Origin of the sequence: Halomonas sp. KHS3, assembly GCF_000830495.1 — a bacterium.
In the GTDB taxonomy this organism is placed as follows: Bacteria; Pseudomonadota; Gammaproteobacteria; order Pseudomonadales; family Halomonadaceae; genus Vreelandella; species Vreelandella titanicae.
Genome location: NZ_JWHY01000006.1, coordinates 51,402 through 69,719, shown reverse-complemented (window position 1 = coordinate 69,719; position 18,318 = coordinate 51,402). Strand labels below are relative to the sequence as shown.

General features: G+C 56.6%; 16 protein-coding genes. 11 read left to right on the top strand and 5 right to left on the bottom strand.

Features of this window, described 5'->3' with window-relative positions; translation table 11 throughout:
• Positions 1-74: 74 nt before the first annotated feature.
• Positions 75-377: an antibiotic biosynthesis monooxygenase family protein gene (locus RO22_RS15215; RefSeq protein WP_022521683.1), complete on the top strand. Its 303-nt coding sequence runs from the start codon at positions 75-77 to the stop codon at positions 375-377.
• A 69-nt stretch (positions 378-446) separates the two neighbouring features.
• Here the strand turns inward: RO22_RS15215 and RO22_RS15210 are convergent, their stop codons facing one another.
• Together RO22_RS15210 and RO22_RS15205 are read right to left on the bottom strand one after the other, a co-directional pair.
• On the bottom strand, positions 447-2,045 hold the full coding sequence (locus RO22_RS15210) for a hypothetical protein (RefSeq protein ID WP_041158710.1): 1,599 nt from the start codon (positions 2,043-2,045) through the stop codon (positions 447-449).
• A 214-nt stretch (positions 2,046-2,259) separates the two neighbouring features.
• Positions 2,260-3,186 carry a 1,4-dihydroxy-2-naphthoate polyprenyltransferase gene (locus RO22_RS15205; protein ID WP_041158709.1) on the bottom strand — a complete coding sequence of 309 codons (927 nt, stop codon included), beginning with the start codon at positions 3,184-3,186 and terminating at the stop codon, positions 2,260-2,262.
• 226 nt (positions 3,187-3,412) lie between these two features.
• On the opposite strand from RO22_RS15205, the gene RO22_RS15200 reads away from it, so the two are divergent.
• The 3 genes from RO22_RS15200 to menH are packed head-to-tail and all read left to right on the top strand — an operon-like array spanning position 3,413 to position 7,243.
• Positions 3,413-4,738, top strand: a complete 1,326-nt coding sequence (locus RO22_RS15200; RefSeq protein ID WP_041158708.1) for an isochorismate synthase MenF — start codon at positions 3,413-3,415, stop codon at positions 4,736-4,738.
• A gap of 5 nt (positions 4,739-4,743) precedes the next feature.
• Positions 4,744-6,495 (top strand): 2-succinyl-5-enolpyruvyl-6-hydroxy-3-cyclohexene-1-carboxylic-acid synthase, encoded by a 1,752-nt coding sequence (gene menD, locus RO22_RS15195; RefSeq protein WP_041158707.1) that lies wholly within the window; start codon positions 4,744-4,746, stop codon positions 6,493-6,495.
• A complete protein-coding gene (gene menH / locus RO22_RS15190) occupies positions 6,485-7,243 on the top strand; it encodes a 2-succinyl-6-hydroxy-2,4-cyclohexadiene-1-carboxylate synthase (protein WP_041158706.1) in 759 nt (252 codons plus the stop codon). The genes menD and menH overlap by 11 nt, the downstream gene beginning before the upstream one ends.
• Positions 7,244-7,249: 6 nt before the next feature.
• Here menH and RO22_RS15185 read toward each other — a convergent pair whose 3' ends face one another.
• A complete protein-coding gene (locus RO22_RS15185; protein WP_027957066.1) occupies positions 7,250-8,719 on the bottom strand; it encodes an anion permease in 1,470 nt (489 codons plus the stop codon).
• A gap of 265 nt (positions 8,720-8,984) precedes the next feature.
• On the opposite strand from RO22_RS15185, the gene frdA reads away from it, so the two are divergent.
• From frdA to RO22_RS15150, 7 genes are read left to right on the top strand one after another with little or no spacing between them, the layout of a single operon-like run.
• A complete protein-coding gene (gene frdA, locus RO22_RS15180; RefSeq protein ID WP_022521692.1) occupies positions 8,985-10,772 on the top strand; it encodes a fumarate reductase (quinol) flavoprotein subunit in 1,788 nt (595 codons plus the stop codon).
• Positions 10,769-11,521 (top strand): succinate dehydrogenase/fumarate reductase iron-sulfur subunit, encoded by a 753-nt coding sequence (locus RO22_RS15175; protein ID WP_009285922.1) that lies wholly within the window; start codon positions 10,769-10,771, stop codon positions 11,519-11,521. The genes frdA and RO22_RS15175 overlap by 4 nt, the downstream gene beginning before the upstream one ends.
• Positions 11,522-11,533: 12 nt before the next feature.
• The gene (locus RO22_RS15170) at positions 11,534-11,929 is read left to right on the top strand and encodes a fumarate reductase (RefSeq protein ID WP_041158705.1); all 396 of its coding nucleotides are present in this window, start codon (positions 11,534-11,536) and stop codon (positions 11,927-11,929) included.
• Positions 11,930-11,946: 17 nt separating this feature from the next.
• On the top strand, positions 11,947-12,342 hold the full coding sequence (gene frdD, locus RO22_RS15165) for a fumarate reductase subunit FrdD (RefSeq protein WP_235270517.1): 396 nt from the start codon (positions 11,947-11,949) through the stop codon (positions 12,340-12,342).
• 47 nt (positions 12,343-12,389) lie between these two features.
• Positions 12,390-13,250, top strand: a complete 861-nt coding sequence (menB, locus tag RO22_RS15160; RefSeq protein WP_041158704.1) for a 1,4-dihydroxy-2-naphthoyl-CoA synthase — start codon at positions 12,390-12,392, stop codon at positions 13,248-13,250.
• Complete coding sequence (menC, locus tag RO22_RS15155; RefSeq protein WP_041158703.1) at positions 13,250-14,194, top strand: o-succinylbenzoate synthase; 945 nt, start codon at positions 13,250-13,252, stop codon at positions 14,192-14,194. The genes menB and menC overlap by 1 nt, the downstream gene beginning before the upstream one ends.
• Positions 14,191-15,600, top strand: coding sequence for an AMP-binding protein (locus tag RO22_RS15150; RefSeq protein ID WP_041158702.1), 1,410 nt, complete (start codon positions 14,191-14,193; stop codon positions 15,598-15,600). Before menC ends, RO22_RS15150 begins: the two co-directional genes overlap by 4 nt.
• A 13-nt stretch (positions 15,601-15,613) precedes the next feature.
• Here the strand turns inward: RO22_RS15150 and RO22_RS15145 are convergent, their stop codons facing one another.
• Both RO22_RS15145 and RO22_RS15140 read right to left on the bottom strand, forming a co-directional pair.
• Positions 15,614-17,014 carry an amidase gene (locus tag RO22_RS15145; RefSeq protein WP_041158701.1) on the bottom strand — a complete coding sequence of 467 codons (1,401 nt, stop codon included), beginning with the start codon at positions 17,012-17,014 and terminating at the stop codon, positions 15,614-15,616.
• A gap of 2 nt (positions 17,015-17,016) precedes the next feature.
• Positions 17,017-18,306, bottom strand: a complete 1,290-nt coding sequence (locus RO22_RS15140; RefSeq protein WP_009285917.1) for a Zn-dependent hydrolase — start codon at positions 18,304-18,306, stop codon at positions 17,017-17,019.
• Positions 18,307-18,318: the final 12 nt, after the last annotated feature.

The following is an 18,318-nucleotide window of genomic DNA, read 5'->3' as shown; positions in this document are numbered from 1 at the left end:
GTTTGCGTAATCAATCCAGCAAAACTCCTCCAGCAGGATCAACTCTGCAGGAACAAACCCGTAGGAGAGTAATGATGTATATCGCTATGAACCGTTTTCGAATTGCCCCAGGCCGCGAAGAGGACTTTTTAGAGGTGTGGCGTAACCGCGACTCTCACCTGGATGAAGTGCCGGGCTTCAAACAGTTCAAGATGCTGCAGGGCGAAAGCCAGGAAGATCACACCGTGTTTATCTCCCACAGCGTGTGGGAATCGGAAGAGGCCTTCCGTGCCTGGACCAAGTCAGACGCATTCCGGAAGGCCCATGCCAATGCCAAGTCACCCGAAGGTATTTATCTTGGCCCACCTAAGTTTGAAGGTTATGAGGTGGTGCTTTAAGCCATAGCCAATAACGTTTGCGCTGGACAACAAGCAAGTGAAGCACGTGTTATCCAGGCGACAAAAGCGTTATAAGTTCATCACTACCATCACCCCAATAAGCGCCGCCGCCGCGCAGCCCGCTACAACCCACTTGAGCGAGTTGCCTGCGGTGGTTGCTCTATCTTTTCCCATTTCGTTTATCAGAGAGTTTAAGTGCATGCCGAAGATGAACTTGGTTTTGAGATATCGATTACTGACCCTTATCCCTTGATACCAATGGCCGGGGAAGTCGATAAGAGAGGCGGGAATCACCAACCTCTCATAGCGCTCTGCAAGCGGCATACTCTTTGACTCTATGCTGATCAGTTCACTGCGGCGAGGAATCAGTGGGGAGACATCTGATTCGGGTATCTCTTCGAACGCCAACGGCATACAGACGTAGTTGCCTTCATTCGGCCCCAGTAAAAGCACTGGCACTCCGTTTTCGCCGCACTTAAAGCGTGCCAAACAGGGAAACCGTTCATCCGTGTAATCAGGCTGAAAAGGCCCATAGCTGTTGACAATGAAGCCAGGTAGTAACCCTTGGAGATCCGTACTAAAGAGAGTCTTCACGAAGCTGCGAACATGCTGAAAGAAGTTCCAGGCAAGATGATTGACGATACGCTCGCGTAGTTTCTCGCTGGCGAGGTGGGTACCTGTGGTATCGGGTAGTTCCGTATTGGCTTTGCATAGAGAAGCTTCGATCCAGTCCGGATCGAAGACGGCATTAAATCCCATGGGCGTGGTGAAACTGATCTTTACTTCCCAGCGCTCGGCGCTGTCGGCGGGCTCGTCATCATGCGCTGAGTCTTTGGTGATTGTTAGAGCAATATCGTCGGCAACTGGCACGATATCTTGATCGACCATGGCGCGCAGCACATTGAAGGTGCTGAGCTTACTGACCCCCAGCAGGCTGTTCTGATAGGAAGGTTCTGGCACGTCTGGCGTCGCAGACTTTTCTTCCCAGCTCGTGAGCGGTGGCACCCTCATATGCTCGAAAAAGGCCTTAGCGCTGGAGGATAGCTTGCTTAGAGCCTTCGCATTATCGGGTAGTTCTGGAAAGAGTGGGTTGTCCCAATCGAGTTGGTCATCAAATACGTATAGCGAATTTATCTCGCTCGGCTCGCGGTCAGGGGTGTACTCAAGTGCGATATCGCGCCAATACTGAACAGCGCCGTAGGGCAGGGTTTCAGCGTTACCCTCAGGCTCGAAAGAGAAGACATCGGCCTCGTAGATGACTTCCTTGCCCCCAGCATCTTCCAAGATAGCCGTTATGCCAAGGAGCTGCATTAAGACTCCCCCAATAGCCAGACCATCATCTTGATCAATGAGGTGTATGCTCAAGTGATAAAAATGGGCGTTGCGAGCCAGCTCGGCAAGGGACAGCGTCTTGATTACTATTTTGCTGTCATCTTCAAGTTTTATGTTGGTCATCGCCTTTTTTAAAGTATCTTGACTGCTGGAAGCGACGTAGCGCTGCTGAGAATCAACCTGAATTAACCCTGGCAGATCCTGGCCTGATGCGTTGCGATAAAAGGCAACATAAAGTTCACAGTTGGCCCAGCTCAGCAATCTACGTTTGTCTTTTTTTATAAGGTCTTGCTTAAATCTAGTGAAAGAGAACTGTGTAGAAATGTCAGACGTCATATTTCATCATCCTTGATATGGACGGTATATTGCCAACGAGTGTTGCAAAAGTGAGTGCCGAAGAGTGGTAACAGAAGCAGACACTGGTACGGCTGGCGTATTTAGAGCGGCTTAGTTTACCTAAGTAAGTGGGGATTTTCCCTGCACCGGATTTCATGACCGCCAGAGTGTGGATCTGTTTTGAGCTGTGCGGCTGTTAAGTGCTAACTAAGACTTAAAAAAACACCAAGCCAATAGAGAGCAGCACGCTGTAAAGCAGCGTTGAAATGGCCGTTTTCTTCAGCATGCCGGTTAGGATCTTGCCATCACGGGTATGGCTTAACGTTCTGGCTGCGTCAATCAGTGGCTTGGCCACCAGCAGGCAGCTCCATCCCACCCACGACACCGGCAGCGCAACTAAATAGATCAAGGTAAGCAGCAGCGCCAATCCCAGTAGCGCCCAGTGGTAGCTAATTGCCTTAGTGCGGCCAAGGCGCACCGCCAGGGTGACCTTGCCGTTGCGTGCATCGCTTTCGATATCGCGCACGTTATTCACATTGAGCACGGCGGTTGCTAACAGCCCGCAGGCGGCGGCGGGTAGTAACGGCAGCCAGCTTAGCTGGTGGGTATGCAGGTAATAGGTGCCTAGAACGCCTAACAGGCCGAAAAATATGAAGACGGCAATATCGCCCAATCCACGATAGCCATAGGGCGTTCCACCCAGGCCAACGGTATAGGTCACGGCTGCCAATAAAGAAGCGGCACCTAGCAGCAGGAAAGTGACAATCTGTCCCCACTGGTAGCCAAAGGCGGTCACCAGCAATAACAGTCCTAACAGCGCTGCTACGATTGCCGTAATAACCATCCCGGCGCGCATTGCCTGTGGTGTCAGCAAGCCAGAAGAGACTGCCCGAACCGGCCCAATGCGTGATTGGTCATCGGCGCCGGAAGCCGCGTCGCCATAGTCATTGGCTAGATTAGAGAGTACCTGTAGCGCAATGGCCGTCAGCAGGGCAAGCAAAAGCACCGCGCCATTAAAGGCGTCCACGCTAGCCGCTAGCCCAGTACCCAATAAAATAGAAGCGCACGCCAGTGGAAGTGTTCGGGGGCGAGCGGCTAGCAACCAGGCTTGGTAGTGGCGGCGCTTAGCGAGTCGTTCCATTATGACGATATTCCTCGATTTTCGTTTAAACATTGGCTGGCGTGGCAATTATCAAACATTCGGCAATGTATGATTAACTGTTAAAAAGTAGACTTAAGTCAAAGCAAATCGTGTCGCCTTGCCCCACACTGGAGGAGCACCACACCAAGAGTTTACGCGATGTTTGGTGACTTATTTAGACAATGCAAATATGCATCGCTAGTCACGCTTGCCTAAAAGGCGAAATATGCACTCCACACACCCTATTGAAGCTCTCAAGTACCAGCTTGATACACTTAGTGATAGCGCTAAAAAAGGGTTTATGCGCCTAAGCACTCCCTGTCAGGTGGATAACCTGATGGGGTGGCTAAATGTGCAGAGCGTTTATCCCCGCCTCTATTGGAAGGCGCGTGATACGAACGCCGTTGAGTGTGCGGTGTTGGGGGCGATTAAGGCGTTTGATTCGTTAGCGGCGCTGCAGGCGGATCTTGCTGCGCTGGCTGAAGCAGGCGGCCAACAGCCCAACTATTTTGGCGGCATGGCATTCGACCCTGGTACGCCGGGGTGGGAGTACTTTCCAGCCTGCCACTTTTTGCTGCCGCGTATCGAGCTTAAACGCCATCAAGGTGGCGCGACGCTATCACTGAATCTACGTTTCGATGACCGTTCCCCCGGTGCCGAAATCGCCCAGGCTTATGCCTGTTTAGACGCGCTGGTAGCAGAGCAGCCGCTGCCACGCCTGCAGCCTTTGGTTTACCAGCGTGAAGACCGCCCCAGCCAACAAGAGTGGGCGGCTTGGGTGGGGCAGGTGACAAACCTCGACCACCTAGGGCATACGCCCAAGGTGGTGCTTTCCCGTGAAACGCGCCTGACAACATCTGAAACGCCTAACCCTTGGGCACTACTGTCACGCTGGCAGGCCGGTGCCGCTGACTGTTTTCACTTTGGCATCCAGTTGACACCCCATGAGGCGTTTATCGGCTGTCCGCCGGAGCAGTTATATAAGCGTGACGGTCGGCGTTTAATCACCGAGGCGCTGGCAGGCACGACGCGCCGAGGACGTGACGCCGGGCAAGATCAGGCGTTTGCCGCTGAGCTACTGGCAGATAAGAAAAACACGCTGGAAAACCAGTGCGTTTATCAGCAAATCCTGACCCAGCTTGAGCCGCTTTCTTCACAAGTCCAAATGGGCGAGGCGCATATTATTAAGTTGCGCTCTTTGCAGCATATTCGCCGTCTGATTCATGCCGAGTTACACCACCGCGTCACCGACCAGTCGTTGCTTTCCTCACTGCCACCGACCCCGGCGGTGGGCGGCGTTCCCCGCGAATCGGCGCTGGCGTTTATTCGACAGCATGAGCGCCATCAACGCGGCTGGTACTCGGGGGTGTTTGGTCGAATCAGCCACGCCAGTAGCGACCTCGCCGTGACCATTCGTTGCGCCTATATCGATTCAGAAATGATCCGGCTTTATGCCGGTGCCGGCATTGTGGCGGGCTCCCAGGTGGACGAAGAGTGGCGCGAGCTGGATACCAAAATCGCCGATATTATGTCGCTGCTAGGGATGGGATAACACACATGGCAACACCTGTATTGAGCGGTTTTGCGCAAGAGCACGCCACCTTTAATCATGTTTGGTCGGCGCTAATGCTGGAGGAGCTTTATCGCTTGGGCGTGCGCGATGTGATGGTGGCGCCCGGCTCTCGCTCATCACCGTTGACCATGGCCGCCAGCGAGCATGCCGGGTTGCGCTGCCACTGCCATTTTGACGAGCGGGGGCTGGGGTTTATGGCGCTGGGCATTGCCCGGGGCAGTTACCGGCCCGTGGTTGTGATTACTACCTCAGGCACCGCCGTGGCCAACCTCTATCCGGCGGTGGTGGAAGCCAACCTGCTCGGCGTGCCGCTGATTGTGCTCTCCGCCGACCGCCCCATTGAGCTGCTGGATAACGGCAGCAATCAGGCAATCGACCAGCGGGATATCTTCTCCCGCCACACGATTGTTCACCACGACTTGCCGCCGCCCGATGCTGAGATAAAAGCAGCATTTGTACTTAGCACTATTGACCAAGCGGTTGATCAGCAGCGCCGCACCCCTGGGCCCATCCATATCAACTGCCGTTATCGCGAGCCTCTCTATCCTGGCGACGCCTTAGTGGATGCCAGTGACTATCTCGCCCCGCTGGGGGACTGGCTGATGGACTCCACGCCTTGGAGTGATTGGTCATGGGGTGATGTGCAGGAGCGCGCCACGGTTCCAGCGCTTAGTGACGTATGGGAAGCATTTGTCGGACATCGAGGTATTATTGTCGCAGGAAGCATCTATGACCCGCAGCAGGCACAGCAAGTGGTAGCGCTCTCCAAGCAACTGGGCTGGCCACTGCTGGTGGATGTGCAGAGCCAGGTGCGTTTTGATCCTCACAATCTGATTCATTTTGATTTGGCACTCCACGATGGGCGGTTCTTCGATGAACTGGCTAAGGCAGAGGTGCTGCTGCAGTTTGGCGGTCGGCTAATTTCCAAGCGACTCATTCAGTTTATTGCCCAACATTCCTGGCAGGATGCCTGGTTGGTTGATCCGCTGCCCCAGCGGCTGGATCCTGATTACTGCGTTAAGCGCCGTGTGATATGTTCGCCCGCCGACTTTATCGCGGATTTGCCAGCGATCCCTGAGAAACCTGTTTGGCATCAGTTGGCTAGCCTCCAACGACGCACTAGTCAGCTTGTGGAAGAGCGGTGTAGGTCACTCTCAGAACTGGGTGTTTGCCATCAGCTAGCGCAACTGGCGGAAGGGCAGCTGTTTATCGGCAACAGCCTGCCAGCGCGGCTAATGAATATGCTGGGTAAGCATCGCCAAACGCCCTTGCAGGTATTCGCCAATCGCGGCGCCTCGGGCATCGATGGCTTAATCGCTACAGCGTTTGGACTCAGTTGCACCTGCTCAGAACCCACTACCATTGTGCTGGGCGATACCAGCGCACTGCATGATCTCAATAGCCTCGCACTGTTAAAGCAGGCAGCGCAGCCTCTGGTGGTGGTGATCCTTAATAATGATGGCGGCAGTATTTTTCATATGCTGCCGGTGCCCAAAGAGGGGGAACTGCTGGAGCGCTATTATCGCCAGCCACATGGGCTGAACTTCGAGTATGCCGCCAAGATGTTTGGGCTTGGCTACTTGGCGCCCAGTTCCTTGGAAGCCTTCGCGGCGGCTTATACCCAGGCGTTAGAGTCGGGCGTTACGTTGATCGAGGTGAACGTGCCCCACCAGCAGGTCGCCGAGGATCTTAAGGCCCTTGGCGAAGCAATTCGAGGGGAGCCGCGTGAGCAGTAGACCTCAGCAGCAGGCGCCGACCCTGGTACTGCTCCACGGCTTGCTGGGCGATAGCCACGACTGGGCGGAGGTAATCGCTGGCTTGGAAGGCATTCACTGCCTCGCGCTGGATTTACCCGGCCACGGCCAGAATCACCACGTGCAGGTAGGCTCTTTTGAGGTCTTTCACCACTGGCTTGTCGATACGCTGATAACTCACGGTGTTCGCCATTACTGCCTACTGGGTTACTCCCTGGGCGGGCGCTTGGCGCTGTACCATGCCAGCCGTCAGCCACCGGGGCTGGAAGCACTCTGGCTGGAGAGTGCCCACCCAGGGCTGCCCGCCAGTGAGCGCTCTGCCCGAATTGCGCACGATGAGCACTGGGCAACACGCTTCGAGCAGGAACCATTGGAAAACGTACTTGCCGACTGGTACCAGCAGCCGGTGTTCGCCGACTTAACCGAGGTTCAGCGCGGTCGGCAGATTCAACGTCGGCTAGCGAATCATGGGCCAGCTATTGCCAGCATGCTGCAATCAACTTCCTTGGGTCAACAGCCTACGCTTTGGCAGTGGCTGGAAAGCACCTCGCTACCGGTGGGGTACTTTTCGGGGCAGCGGGACATCAAGTTCCACACTCTGGCGTCTCATCTGGCAACAATGGCCCCGCGCCTGCGCCATATCACGCTGGAAGGGGGCCACAATCTTCATGCTGAGCAACCTGAGATGATTGCTCAGCAGCTCAATGCCTGGTATCGCACGCTAGGCTAATGTTTATCAGCTGATCACCATTAACCAGGGCAGGCCGACCACCAGCCAAACCACTAGGAATAGCAGCCCGAAGACCGCCCCTAGGCGCCAAAAGAGCGCGCTGGGCAGGTAGCCGCTGCCGTAGTAAACCGGGCTTGGCCCTGTGCCGTAGGGGGTCAGAATGCCCATAAAGCCAAGTGTGGGTAGCAGTAGCAGAACAAACATCTGCATATCCAGACCGGCAATGCCTGATGCCGCTGCCAGAATCACCGGTAGCAAGGCGGTAACGTGGGCAGTAACACTGGCAAAGAAGTAGTGCAGTAGATAGAAAATGACCACCAGCGCCACCATGGCCATTAGGGGGTTGAAGTGGCTTATTTGCCCGCCAACCACATTGCCAAACCAGTTAACGAACCCTACTTGGCTGAGCCCGCCCGCTAGTGCCACCAGAGTGGCAAACCATACAAAGGTATTCCAGGCTGCTCGGTTATCGAGAATATCGCTCCAGGTCACAATGCCGGTTAACAGCATGCCGCAGATCACCACCAAGCCTACCAGCGACCCAGAGATAATATCGCCCGCAAAAATCCATAGCAGCAGGGCGGTGACCACCATAATGACCAGCATTATTTCATGGCGGGTCAGTGCTCCCAGCTTGGTTAACTCCTGCCCCGCCCAGTCGGAGATTTCATTCCCCGCTTTCACTTCGGGCGCGCATAGCCAGTAGCTCAGCAGCGGCACCAGCAGGAGCAGCAGAATGCCGACAGGTGCTACTGCCATAAACCACTGCCCCCAGTTGATATGAATACCTGTCGCGCTCTCGGTTAGCGCGATCGCCAATAGATTGGGCGCCAGAGCGGTCAAAAATAGCGAACTGGTCACACAGGTGGAAGCCAGCGCGGTCCACATCAAAAAGCTGCCCATGCGCTTCATGCTGGGGTCATTGGGGTGCGAATCGTAAAGCGGCGGCAGGTTGCGAATCACGGGGTAGATCGTGCCTGCGCTACGTGCGGTGTTCGAGGGCGTAAACGGCGCCAGAATGCCATCGGCAATCATCACCGCGTAGCCAAGAGTCAACGTACGTTTTCCCATTGCCTTGACCAGCCAAAGCGATATTCGCCTGCCGAGTCCGGTTTTTTCATACCCCAAGGCAAACATAAATGCGCCGAAAATCAGCCATACGGTGGAATTGGTAAAGCCCGACACCGCCCATGAGAATGCCTGGTTAGCAGCACTGAATCCGTCAGTCGCCAGTTGCTCCGGAGAGAACAGCACCCACCGGGAAAGTAGTGCCACCAGGGTAACGCCGACCAGGCCCACCACTGCGCCCGGCAATGGTTCAAGAATAAGGCCAACCACACAGCCGAGGAAAATGGCGAAAAAGTACCACGCATGAGGCGCAAGCCCCAGGGGAGTGGGTATCAGCGCGACGATGATAGCAACTGCTAGCGGCGCTAACAGTTTCCATCGCGGCGAGGGTTGAGCATCGGTCGTCATGCGGCACCTCTCTTCAGTGTTGGTAGTGTGCTCTTTTTGCTTGGTGGGCAGTGGTCTGCCCGGCAGTGAGTGATTTGAAGAGTAGGCGGTGCAGCACTAGGGTAAAAGTGATGCTAGCTCGATTCCTCCCTTTCTTGATGTACATCAATAGTCCTTTGGACTAATGAACAGGGCCTTCCCCTTGTATGGTAAGTTCGAATAGACAAGACGGCAGCGCAGATTGCCGCCAGTACCACCTTTGACTTGGCTAATGAAGGGGCTTTTCATGCAACAGCGAGATTTTGATATCGTCATTGTTGGTGGGGGTGGTGCAGGCTTACGCGCTGCTATCGGGGCTGCCGAGCAGGCCAAAGAGCAGGGCACTCCCCAGCGCATAGCGCTGCTGTCCAAGGTTTACCCCATGCGTTCCCATACCGTGGCGGCTGAAGGTGGCGCTGCCGCCGTCACCAGTGCCGAAGATTCCCACCAAGCGCATTTCGACGACACGGTGTCAGGCGGTGACTGGCTGGTTGAGCAGGGCGTCGTCGACTACTTTGTTCATCACGCTTATCAAGAATTGGTGCAGATGGAGCGCTGGGGCTGCCCCTGGAGCCGTAAAGGCGATGGCCAAGTGCAGGTGCGCCGCTTCGGGGGCATGAAAACCGCACGCACCTGGTTTGCGGCCGACAAAACCGGCTTTCATATGCTCCACACCCTGTTTCAGACCTCGCTGAAGTACCCAGAGATTGAGCGTTTTGATGAGTTCTTTGTGCTCGATCTGGCGGTACACGAAGGTGCGGTTATTGGCGTTATAGCCCTGCAGATCGCTACCGGTGAACTGACCCTGCTGCGCGCTAAAGCGGTGATTCTCGCTACCGGCGGCGCAGGGCGCTTGTTCCGCTTCAATACCAACGCGGGAATTGTCACCGGCGACGGCATGGCGATGGCCTATCGTCACGGTGTGGCGTTGCGGGATATGGAGTTTGTCCAGTACCACCCCACCGGCCTGCCCGGTTCTGGCATTTTGATTACCGAAGCGTGCCGGGGCGAAGGCGGCATTCTGCTCAATAAAGAGGGCTACCGCTATCTGCAGGATTACGGCCTGGGCCCAGAAACTCCGCTTGGCAAGCCGGAAAACAAATATATGGAACTGGGGCCACGGGACAAACTCTCCCAGGCCTTCTGGCAAGAGCAGCAGGCGGGCCGCACCGGCAAGTTTGGCGACAGCGATGTGGTCTATCTCGACCTGCGCCACTTGGGTGAAAAGTACATTCTGGAGCGCCTACCGTTTATCTGTGAACTGGCTAAATCCTATATCAATGTTGATCCGGTGAAAGACCCCATTCCCATTCGCCCGGCGGTTCACTACACCATGGGTGGGATTGAGACCGACCCTCAGTGCGAAACCTCCATTGCCGGGCTTTACGCCGCCGGGGAGTGTGCTTCAGTTGGTTTGCACGGTGCCAACCGCCTGGGCTCCAACTCGCTGACCGAGCTGCTGGTATTTGGCCGCTTAGCCGGTGAACAAGCGAGCCAGCGAGCGGCCAAAACCGAGTGGGCTGATGAGCGCTTGCTGGAAGCCCAGGGCGATCGCCAACAAGCCAAGCTGTTGCGGCTCTGTGACGGAACCGAGGGGGCAGAGAATTGGGTAGCACTCAAGCACGCCATGGTGCAAGCCATGGAGAGTGGCTGCGGTATTTACCGCACTGAAGAGGGCATGCGCCATTCGCTGGATACCATGCGTCAGCTACGTGAGCGCTTTAATAAGGTTCGCGTTAATGATACCAGCAAGATATTCAATACCGAGCTACTGGAATGTCTTGAACTGGAGTGTGGCCTGGATATTGCCGAAGCCTCTTGCTTAGGGGCGCTTGAACGTCGTGAATCCCGTGGTGCCCATCAGCGCCTGGATGAAGGTATGCAGAAACGCGACGACGTTAACTACCTCAAGCACAGCCAAGTGTTTTATCAAGGCGATGCCCATGCCGAGCTACACTGGCAGGATGTCGATGTGCGGTTTTCCGCCCCGGCGGAGCGGGCTTATGGCGATGCGGGCAAGGGGGGCAAGGCATGAACACCCAGCAGATCAGCACCAAACAAATCAGCGTTAAACGCTATTTGCCAGACAGTTCGGCTGAGTCCTACTGGCAGCAGTACGAACTGCCGGTGGACGACAGCACCTCTTTGCTGGATGCCCTCAACCACATTAAAGAACAGCTCGATAGCACGCTGAGCTACCGCTGGTCGTGCCGGATGGCGATTTGCGGCTCCTGTGGGGTCATGGTGAATGGCATTCCCAAGCTCGGCTGCAAAACCTTCCTGCGCGATTATGAAGGCGAGATCCGCATCGAGCCGCTATCCCACTTCCCGGTGCAGCGGGATTTGGTGGTGGATATGGAGATATTCCTTGAGCACCTGGCCGCGGTTAAGCCCTACCTGATTGATGACAACCCGGTAAAACCGTATGACCCCCAGGCGCCGGAAACCTATCAGCAGTCCCCTGAGCAGCTCGCCCGCTATAAGCAGTTCGCTAATTGCATTAATTGTGGCCTCTGCTACTCGGCCTGCCCGCAGTTTGGCTTGAATCCTGAGTTCCTTGGCCCGGCGGCGCTAACGCTGGCCCACCGCTACAATCTGGATAGCCGCGACCACGGCAAGAAGCAGCGCATGGCCGAACTTAACCGCCACGAAGGCGTTTGGAGCTGCACCTTTGTGGGCTTCTGCTCCAAGGTATGCCCCAAACACGTTGACCCCGCCGCTGCGGTCAATCAGGGCAAGGTCGAAGCGGCCAAACACACACTCATTGCGCTGTTTAAAGGGTAGGGGAGGAACGTCATGGATAAATCATCATCGCAACGCCTGCCGCCACTGAAACGCAACTGGTGGCTGAAACACCGCTTTTTTAAACTCTATATGCTGCGCGAAGCCACTGTGCTGCCGCTGGTGTTTTTTACGCTCTGCTTACTCGCCGGTATGGTTGCTCTTCTTCAAGGGGCAGAAAGCTGGCAGGGGTGGATCGCCTTTATGGGCTCCCCCATCGTATTAGTGCTGAATCTTCTAGCGCTGGCCGCCAGCCTGTTTCACGCCGCCACCTTCTTTGTGCTGTTCCCACGGGTAATGCCGCTGCGTATCGCCGGGCATAGCTTGCCTGATCAGGCCATTGTTGCTGGTCAGTGGGCAGGGGTAGTGGCGGTCGCACTGCTGTTTATCTGGCTATTCGGGAGGGCGTAATTATGGAAAAACTAGCCATGAATAAACCAAGCATGGGCAAAAACAGCGCTCAGCATAAACAGGCCTTTGATGAGCCGCTCTGGTGGGGGCTGTTTAGCGCGGGTGGCGTCTGTTTTGCCGTCTTTCTGCCTGCCGTGATTCTATTTATAGCCGTTCTACTGCCCCTTGGCCTGCTGCCCGCCGAGGTGCTGAGCTATGAGCGGGCATCGGCACTGCTGTTCAGCGTACCGGGCTTTCTTTTTGTTGGAGCAGTGGTCTGTTTGCCGCTCTTTCACGCCGCCCACCGCCTGCGCCATGGGCTGTTTGACATTAGCGTGGGCCATGACGCGCTCAACAAAAAGCTAATGTACGGTGGTGCTGCGCTGGTAAGCATTGTGGCGCTGGGTCTAGTCGTCGCAGGTATGCTGGGTTAAACGGCTCGCTGTCAGCATTTCGCCCTAACAGATAAGAAGAGATAGGCATGATTAACGGACTCACTGAAACGGAACTCTATGCGCCGGTAGAGTGGCAGGATCGCTCCGGTGGCTATCAGGATATTTTGTACCACACCACTGCCGATGGCATTGCGCGCATCACTATCAACCGGCCCGAGGTGCGCAACGCCTTTCGCCCGCTGACGGTTAGCGAGATGGCCCAAGCGCTCAATCGTGCCCGCCACGACAGCTCTATAGGCGCCATTCTGCTCACTGGCGCAGGCGACAAAGCGTTCTGTTCCGGCGGTGACCAGCGCATTCGCGGTGACTATGGCGGCTACCAGGATGAAGAGGGCACCCACCACCTCAACGTGCTGGATTTCCAGCGCGATATTCGCACCTGCCCCAAACCAGTAGTGGCGATGGTGGCGGGCTATGCTATCGGCGGCGGCCACGTGCTGCATCTAATGTGCGACCTGACCATTGCCGCCGAGAACGCTGTCTTCGGCCAAACCGGCCCTAAAGTCGGCTCTTTTGATGGCGGCTACGGCGCCTCGTATATGGCGCGCATTGTGGGTCAGAAAAAGGCCCGGGAGATCTGGTTTCTATGCCGCCAATATAGCGCCGCCCAAGCGCTGGAAATGGGGCTGGTCAACCACGTGGTGCCGCTGGAGACGCTTGAAAAAGAGAGCGTGCGCTGGTGCCGGGAAATGCTGCAGCATAGCCCCATGGCGCTGCGCTGCCTAAAAGCTGCGCTCAATGCTGACTGCGACGGCCAGGCCGGGCTGCAGGAGCTGGCGGGCAATGCCACCATGCTCTACTACATGACCGAAGAGGGACAGGAGGGTCGTAACGCCTTTAATGAAAAGCGCCGCCCGGATTTTTCCCGCTACCCGCGTAACCCTTAATGCAACTGGCGCTCTACCGCTACTCTCTACCGTTCCGCCGACCGTTAATGTTTAAAGGAGAGCGGCTGGCGAATAGAGAAGGGCTGTTAGTTTCTATTAACGGGCAGTGGGGCGAGATTGCCCCGCTACCTGGCTTCTCAACGGAAACCCTGGCGGAAGCTGAAGCCGAAAGTCTGGCTTGTTTGGCTGCTTTGAGCCGAGGCGAAATAGTCTCCCCAACGCTGCCATCGGTGCAGTTTGGGTTTGACTGCGTCCAACGCTCTTGGCCACTCAATCTTCCTGAGCCTTTGCCGCCCTACCCACTGCTCCAGGGTGCACCTGCCGCGCTGATCCAGTCTCTTTCAACCGCCGATTGGCAAGCCTCGCTACCGTCTCGGCTCAAGCTGAAAGTGGCACGCCATGCTATGGAGGAGGAGCTGGCGCTGATTGAACAACTTGCCGCTCGGCTGCCCACCACCAAGCTGATTTTGGATGCCAACGGCGGCTGGACGCGGGAAGATGCCCAGCGCTTCTGTGAGCGCCTACCCCTTAAACAGATCGACTACCTGGAAGAGCCCTGCGCTGCCTTTGCTGACACCATCGCCGTGGCAGAAGCAACGGGGGTGGCCATTGCCCTGGATGAAACGCTATCCCGCCGGGAAGAGTGGTACTGCCACCCACAGCTCAAAGCCTTGGTAATCAAACCCACGCTAATCGGCTCGCTAAGCGACTGCGAAGCACTCGTTCAACGGGCACGGGCGGGTAATCTTCGCGTGGTGGTCTCCTCCAGCTTTGAATCCGATCTAGGCCTTGTGCAGCTTGCCCGCCTGGCAAGCGAGTGGGCGCCTGATGAGCCGCCTGGGTTGGATACCGGCCATTGGCTTGCCGGACGTGTGACTAATCTAGCGGGTGAGGTGATGACAGAAAACGTGCACTGTCTTTCTAAAATGGAAAATTTAGCGTGATAGATACCTGCCCCATTCACTACTGGGCCAAAGAGACCCCTGAGCATATTGCGGTAGAGGCTGGCTCCGTGTGTCTTAGCTACCGAACGCTTAATCGCCGGGTGGCGTCTTTAATGCAGCAACTGAAGCGCGCAGGTTTTGTGCCCGGTGATCGCTTAGTGGTGCCCGCCAAAGGCTCGCTTAAATCCTTGCTGCTGGCGTGGGCCTGTCTGCGGGTTGGGGTTGTTTTCTGCCCGTTTAACCCAGCATTCCCTGTTACCCAGCAGCTCAATTTAGCTGAGCGCTTGCAGGTTGGCCGCGTCTGCCAAACGGAAAGTGACAATGATTACTCTTCACAGCTAACCTCTTCACCGCTAACGCCGATCACCCTGGATTTCCTGGCGGAAGCTGGCTCAGGTGAGCCGCCAGCGCTCGATGGCAGCCAGCTGTGTAACACCATTTTTACCTCTGGTTCCAGCGGTACGCCCAAGGCGGTGCTGCATCGTGTGGCCAATCATTTAGCCTCCGCCCGCGGTTCGGCGTCGTTTATTCCCGTTGATCAAAACAGTGGCTGGCTGTTGTCGCTGCCACTGTTTCATATCGGTGGCTACGCTATTCCGTTCCGCGTTTTTCTTGCTGGTGGGCGGGTGATTCTCGATGACGATCCGCAAACGCTTCCCGCGCGCCTTGAACAGCAGTCAATCACCCACCTTTCACTGGTGCCTACTCAGCTGTGGCGACTGCTGAAAGCGGGCTTTACGCCCCCGCGCACGCAACTGCGCGAGCTGCTACTGGGCGGCGCGGCCATTCCCGCGCCGCTGGTGGCAAAGATGACCTCCTTGGGGCTGACGCCGAAGGTTAGCTATGGGCTATCCGAGATGGCCAGCCAAGTTTGCACCGGCATACCCACCTCGCCGGGCGTTGTCGGTAGGCCGCTGCCAAGCCGTGAAGTGAGGGTGGTTGAGGGTGAGATACAGGTACGCGGCGAAACCTTGTTTTGCGGTTATTTGAATAAGGGCGAGATTGATCCAGCCCTCAACGACGAAGGCTGGTTTGCCACCCGCGACAAGGGCCACTTCAATGCGGAAGGCGCGCTGGTGGTGGAAGGGCGGCTCGATAATGGCTTTATCTCCGGTGGCGAGAATATCCAGCCAGAAAGCATCGAACAGCGGTTGGTCGACCACCCCCACATCGCCCAGGCGTTGGTTGTAGCAGTGCCCCACCCCGAGTGGGGCGAGCGCCCGGTGGCGTTTGTCGATTGGCACGGTGAGGCCGTCCAAGAGCAGGCGCTAAACACCTGGGTTCGCGAAGCACTGCCTGGCTTTATGGTACCCGATACCTGGCTGGCCTGGCCGCTAGGGGTGGGCTTTAAACCCTCCCGTAAACAGTTTGCTGAGCTGGCGCGAAAACAGTTGGTTTATAAGTAGCCAGCTAGTGTGGTTATGCTATTCCTGGTGGTGTCAGTGGCGGCAAGTAGCGCTCCAGCAGTTGGGCAGCATGTAATACCTTAAGGTCTTGATATTTGTCTGCTACAAGGTGCAAGCCTACCGGCAGCCCCTGGTTATCCAGCCCGCAAGGCAGTGATGCGGCGGGCTGTTGGGTAAGGTTGAAGGGATAGCTAAACGGCGTCCAGTCCATCCAGTCTTTATAGCGCTCGCCCGGTGGCACGTTGTGGCCCGCGGCAAAGGGCGCAATGGGCATCGTAGGCGTGACCAGCAAATCATAGCGCTGATGAAACTCCGCCATCTGCGCCGTTAATTCGCTGCGCTCACGCCGGGCGGCGAGGTAGGCGGGAAGCGATACATCCTGCCCGCGCCGTGCGATATCCAGAAACCCAGGGTCGAGTGCTGCCTGCTGTTGTTCGTTGAGTTTTTCGAGCGCTTGGGTGGCGCCCGCAAACCAGAGCGTATTAAACGTCTTAAGCGGATCACTAAAGCCAGGGTCAATTCGATCTACCGTCGCGCCCAATGCTTCTAAATGGGCCACGGCTTCCTCAACCCGCTGCGCAATATCCGGGGCTACTTCTACATAGCCAAAGTCAGCGCTAAAGGCGATGCGCCAGCCGCGTAGGTCAACAGGGGGTGGCGTTAGCCAGTCTGGCCCGAGTGGGTTGCCGGAATAGCCATCCCGCACATCCGGCTGCGCTATCACGCTAAGCATAAGCGCGCTGTCAGCGGCGGTGCGGGTCATAGGGCCTAAATGAGAAAGCGTACTCATGGTGCTGGCGGGCCACTGAGGCACCCAGCCAAAGGTGGGTTTAATACCAAAGGTACCGGTGAAGCTGCATGGGATGCGAATAGAGCCCCCCGCGTCGCTGCCCTGGTGAAGCATACCAAGGTTAAGTGCAGCGGCAGCCCCTGCACCGCCTGATGATCCTCCTGGCGTTAGTTGGATATTCCAGGGGTTGCGGGTAATGCCGTGTAGCGGGTTATCGGTGACGCCTTTCCAGCCAAACTCCGGCGAGGTGGTCTTGCCGATCACGATAGCCCCGGCGTTGCGTAGATGGCGGCTGATCGGTGCATCCACCTCCCAAGGGCCATCCGGTGACGTGGTTGTCGAGCCCAGCCGTGTAGGCAGGTCTTTGGTTAAGGTTAAATCCTTGATGGTGACAGGTATTCCGTCCAGCGGGCCAAGCGGCGTACCTGCCTGCCAGCGCTGTGCAGATTCTGCTGCCAAACGCCGGGCTTCTACCTCGTTCACACAGGTAAACGCATTTACCTTGGGGTTATCGCGGGTAATCCGTGCCAAGCAGTCATCAATCAGAGTTTCTGGCGAGAGAGAACCCTCGCCAAAGTGCGCCAATGCGTCGACTGCCGTGAGTGTTTCAAACGTCTCGGCCATCGTTACTCCCCTGTTCCGCCAACGCTGCTGACGATGCCAGCGGCATTCAGCATGGCGTGGAGCAACACATTGCAGCCTGCGTGGACATGCTCTGGTGTCGCACTTTCGATCTCGTTGTGACTGATGCCATCCTTGCAGGGAATAAAGATCATCGCGGCGGGAGCAACACGGCCGACAAACATCGCATCGTGGCCTGCACCGCTAATGATATCCATATGGGAAAGTTCGAGGTGCTCTGTACTTTGGCGTACTGCGTCCACGCACGCTTTGTCGAAGTATTCAGGGGCGAAATTGGCAGTGGGTTCCAGGTGGTATTCAAGGCCATGGCGCTGACAAATCTCCTCAACAGCGGCGGCGACTGCCTGACCCATTGTCTCAAGCGCTTCAGGCTCCCAGTGGCGCATATCCAGGGTCATTTTGACCTGACCGGGAATCACGTTACGCGAACCGGGGTGCAGCGTCATACAGCCCACTGTGCCACGCCCGTGGGGCTGATGATCAAAGGCGATACGGTTGAGCGCTTGGGTGACTTCGGCTGCGCCCATCATGGCATCCCGACGTAGGTTCATCGGTGTAGGGCCAGCGTGGGCTTCAAGCCCTGTCAGGGTTAAATCAAACCACTTCTGTCCAAGCCCACCGATAACCACGCCTATGGTGGTATCGGTATCTTCTAAAATCGGGCCCTGCTCGATGTGTGGTTCAAAGTAGGCCTTGATCTCGCTTGGCGAGACATTATCGCTTCCGCGGTAGTGAATGGCGTCCAGGGCATCGCTTACCGTGACGCCATCGGCGTCGGCGCGCGCCATCATGGCGTCAAACGCCAGCTCGCCGGTGAATACGCCAGAGCCCATCATGCAGGGCGGAAAACGGCAGCCCTCCTCGTTAGTCCAGGCCACGACTTCGATAGGGGATTGGGTGGTGATGTTGTGCTGGTTAAGGGTGCGAATCACTTCCAGGCCGGAGAGTACGCCGAAGCAGCCGTCGTACTTGCCGCCGGTAGGCTGGCTATCCAAGTGGCTGCCTGCCATTACCGCTTTAGCGTTGGGGTCGCTGCCTTCACGGCGGGCAAAAATATTGCCGATATTATCAATCCGTATCGTGCAGCCCTCGGCTCTGCACCACTGGATAAATAGATCACGCCCCTTACGTTCTAGATCGGTAAGCGCCTGACGATTAACGCCGCCTTTAGGGGTGGCGCCCAGCTTGGCCATCTCCATTAATGCTTCCCAGAGGCGGTCACTGTCTGTACGTAGGCTGGTGATATCAGGTGTTGGCGAAACGTAGGTGTTCATCTCAGTATCCTC